Genomic DNA, 3,576 nt, shown 5'->3' on the forward strand with positions numbered 1-3,576 from the left:
CTCACGCGTCTGTGGCATTGGGCCATCAGTTGCCGCAACAACCAGGATACCACCGTCCATCTGCGCCGCACCGGTGATCATGTTTTTCACATAGTCAGCGTGTCCTGGGCAGTCAACGTGTGCGTAGTGGCGAGTCGGTGTATCGTACTCAACGTGAGACGTTGCGATGGTGATACCACGATCACGCTCTTCTGGTGCATTATCGATTGACGCGAAGTCACGAGCAGCACCGCCGTGTACTTTTGCAAGTACCGTACAGATAGCGGCAGTCAGCGTAGTTTTACCATGGTCAACGTGGCCGATAGTACCAACGTTAACGTGCGTTTTCGTACGTTCAAATTTTTCTTTAGACACGATCGTCTTCCTTCCTAGTTGTGAGTTAAAGGACTTGGCCTAGTAACTCAGAAGTCAGTGTTTGATGCCGACCATGATGTCGGCATCTGGACCAAAATAATTAGCTACGCTCTGCGATCAGGGCGTCAGCGATGTTCTTCGGCACTTCACCATACTCGCTAAATTCCATCGAGTAAGATGCACGGCCTTGTGTTGCACTACGTAGGTCAGTAGCGTAACCGAACATTTCAGACAGTGGAACCTGGGCGCGTACGACCTTCAGACCCGCTGGGCCTTCGTCCATACCGCCAATCAGGCCACGACGACGGTTCAAGTCACCGACAACGTCACCCATCCACTCTTCTGGCGTGGTTACTTCAACCTTCATCATTGGTTCAAGCATAACAGGTTGCGCGTCGTGTGCACCTTTCTTGAATGCCATTGATGCGGCGATCTTAAACGCCATTTCGTTGGAGTCAACATCGTGGTAAGAACCATCGAACAAGGTCGCTTTAACGTCGAGCACTGGATAACCGGCGAGTACACCGTTAGCCATCTGCTCTTCGATACCTTTAGCCACCGAGCTGATGTATTCGCGTGGAATCACACCACCAACGATTTCGTCAACAAAGACAAAGCCTTCGTTTGGCTCTGAAGGTTCGATCTTCAGCCATACGTGACCGAATTGACCACGACCACCAGACTGCTTCACGAATTTACCTTCAACTTTGGTGCTACCACGGATGGTTTCGCGATAAGCAACCTGAGGCTTACCAACGTTACACTCTACGTTGAATTCGCGACGCATACGGTCAACGATCACGTCTAGGTGAAGCTCACCCATACCTGAAATCAGGGTCTGGCCAGACTCTTCGTCAGACTCAACGCGGAAAGATGGATCTTCTGCCGCCAGTTTACCTAGCGCGATACCCATTTTCTCTTGGTCAGCTTTCGACTTAGGCTCAACCGCGATTTGGATAACTGGATCAGGGAATTCCATGCGCTCTAGGATAACTTTTGAATCCATTGCACATAGGGTGTCACCCGTGGTTACGTCTTTCAGACCAACACCTGCAGCAATATCACCGGCGCGGATTTCTTTGATCTCTTCACGCTTGTTAGAGTGCATCTGTACGATACGACCCAAACGCTCACGTTTTTGCTTCACTGAGTTGTACACAGTGTCGCCCGAGTTAACCACACCAGAGTAAACACGCATAAAGGTCAGCGTCCCTACGAATGGGTCAGTCGCGACTTTAAATGCCAATGCTGAGAAGGGTTCTTTGTCGTCTGCGTGACGTGCGATTGGGTTACCGTCTTCGTCTTCACCTTTGATTGACTTCACATCAATCGGTGATGGCAGGTATTCGATAACCGCATCCAGTACTGCCTGAACGCCTTTGTTCTTAAACGCAGAACCACAGGTTGCCAGTACGATTTCGTTATCAAGGGTACGCTGACGCAGAGCTTTTTTGATTTCTTCTTCAGACAACTCACCTTCTTCAAGGTACTTGTCCATCAGCTCTTCAGAGGCTTCAGCAGCAGACTCAACCAAGAAGTTGTGCCACTCTTCTGCTTGTTCTTGAAGTTCAGCTGGAATGTCTTCATAGGTATACGTCATACCCATGTCTGCTTCGTTCCAGTTGATTGCTTTCATTTTGATCAGGTCAATCACGCCCTTGAACTCGTGCTCTGCACCAATGTTCAAGTGAATTGGCACAGGGTGTGCGCCAAGACGGTTTTTGATTTGATCAACAACGCGCAGGTAATCAGCACCCGCACGGTCCATCTTGTTGACGAATACCATACGCGGTACTTCGTATTTATCAGCCTGACGCCATACGGTTTCAGACTGAGGCTCAACACCTGATGAACCACAGAATACAACCACAGCACCATCAAGCACACGCAAAGAACGCTCAACTTCGATAGTGAAGTCAACGTGTCCAGGAGTATCGATGATGTTTACGCGGTGTTGTTTGAACTGCTGATCAGAACCGGCCCAGAAAGTCGTGGTCGCGGCTGAGGTGATGGTGATACCACGCTCCTGCTCTTGCGACATCCAGTCCATGGTAGCGGCGCCGTCGTGTACCTCACCGATTTTGTGTGACAGACCTGTGTAGAACAGGATCCGCTCGGTAGTCGTGGTTTTACCGGCGTCTACGTGAGCACAAATACCGATGTTACGGTAGCGCTCGATAGGGGTTTTACGAGCCACAATAGTATCCTCTTGCTAAGGTTAACCTTAGAAAATGGGTTTGGCGTGCCCCGAGTGGGACACGCCATGAAGGCATTACCAGCGGTAATGTGCGAACGCTTTGTTCGCGTCTGCCATACGGTGAACGTCTTCACGTTTCTTAACAGCAGTACCTTTGTTTTCTGACGCGTCTAGCATCTCGCTTGCTAGGCGCTGAGCCATAGATTTTTCACCACGCTTACGAGCGGCTTCAACCAACCAACGCATAGCCAGTGCGTTACGACGTACAGGACGTACTTCTACTGGCACTTGGTAAGTTGAACCACCTACACGGCGAGATTTAACCTCGACCGCTGGGCGTACGTTTTCAAGAGCTTGTTCGAATACAGCCAAGTGCTCTTTACCAGAACGCTCAGCCATGATGTCTAGTGCACCATAAACGATTTTTTCAGCCGTTGACTTCTTACCGTCAACCATCAGGATGTTTACAAATTTTGCCAGCAATTCTGATCCGAACTTAGGATCTGGAAGAATTTTACGCTGACCAATTACGCGACGACGTGGCATGGATTATCTCCGTTGTCTTCTTCAGGTTTTATCCAAAACTTTTCAGTTTTTTCAAAATTCAATTGTTTGAGTGTTTGGCCTTACTTAACGGAATCCATTAAGACTTAGGACGCTTCACACCGTACTTAGAACGACCTTGTTTACGGCCGTTAACGCCTGCACAGTCAAGTGCGCCACGAACAGTGTGGTAACGCACACCCGGCAAGTCTTTAACACGACCGCCGCGGATAAGCACAACACTGTGCTCTTGCAGGTTGTGGCCTTCACCACCAATGTAAGAGGTGACTTCAAAGCCATTGGTCAAACGCACACGGCATACTTTACGCAGTGCAGAGTTTGGTTTCTTTGGAGTAGTGGTGTAAACACGAGTACATACACCACGTTTTTGTGGACACGCTTCCAACGCAGGCACGTTGCTTTTCGCAACTTGCTTCAAGCGTGGCTTGCGAACCAGCTGGTTAATAGTTGCCATTAAATAG

Annotated in this window: 4 protein-coding genes; all 4 read right to left on the reverse strand. The window is 49.4% G+C overall.

The window, feature by feature from the left end:
* The coding region (locus BZG14_RS14850; protein WP_241824686.1) for a GTP-binding protein at nucleotides 1-354 on the reverse strand (354 nt) is incomplete at its 3' end.
* Nucleotides 355-454: 100 nt separating this feature from the next.
* Nucleotides 455-2,551 carry an elongation factor G gene (gene fusA, locus BZG14_RS14855; protein WP_077485776.1) on the reverse strand — a complete coding sequence of 699 codons (2,097 nt, stop codon included), beginning with the start codon at nucleotides 2,549-2,551 and terminating at the stop codon, nucleotides 455-457.
* Nucleotides 2,552-2,626: 75 nt separating this feature from the next.
* The gene (gene rpsG, locus BZG14_RS14860) at nucleotides 2,627-3,097 is read right to left on the reverse strand and encodes a 30S ribosomal protein S7 (protein WP_025673237.1); all 471 of its coding nucleotides are present in this window, start codon (nucleotides 3,095-3,097) and stop codon (nucleotides 2,627-2,629) included.
* Nucleotides 3,098-3,194: 97 nt separating this feature from the next.
* A complete protein-coding gene (gene rpsL, locus BZG14_RS14865) occupies nucleotides 3,195-3,569 on the reverse strand; it encodes a 30S ribosomal protein S12 (protein ID WP_025673238.1) in 375 nt (124 codons plus the stop codon).
* Between the last annotated feature and the right edge of the window lie 7 nt (nucleotides 3,570-3,576).

The sequence above is a fragment of the Salinivibrio sp. IB282 genome, from assembly GCF_001995685.1.
Lineage (GTDB): Bacteria > Pseudomonadota > Gammaproteobacteria > Enterobacterales > Vibrionaceae > Salinivibrio > Salinivibrio kushneri.

Coding starts and splice junctions, on each gene's coding strand:
- rpsG (WP_025673237.1), bottom strand. CDS start 3,097: ATGCCACGTCGTCGCGTAATTGGTCAGCGTAAAATTCTTCCAGATCCT.
- rpsL (WP_025673238.1), bottom strand. CDS start 3,569: ATGGCAACTATTAACCAGCTGGTTCGCAAGCCACGCTTGAAGCAAGTT.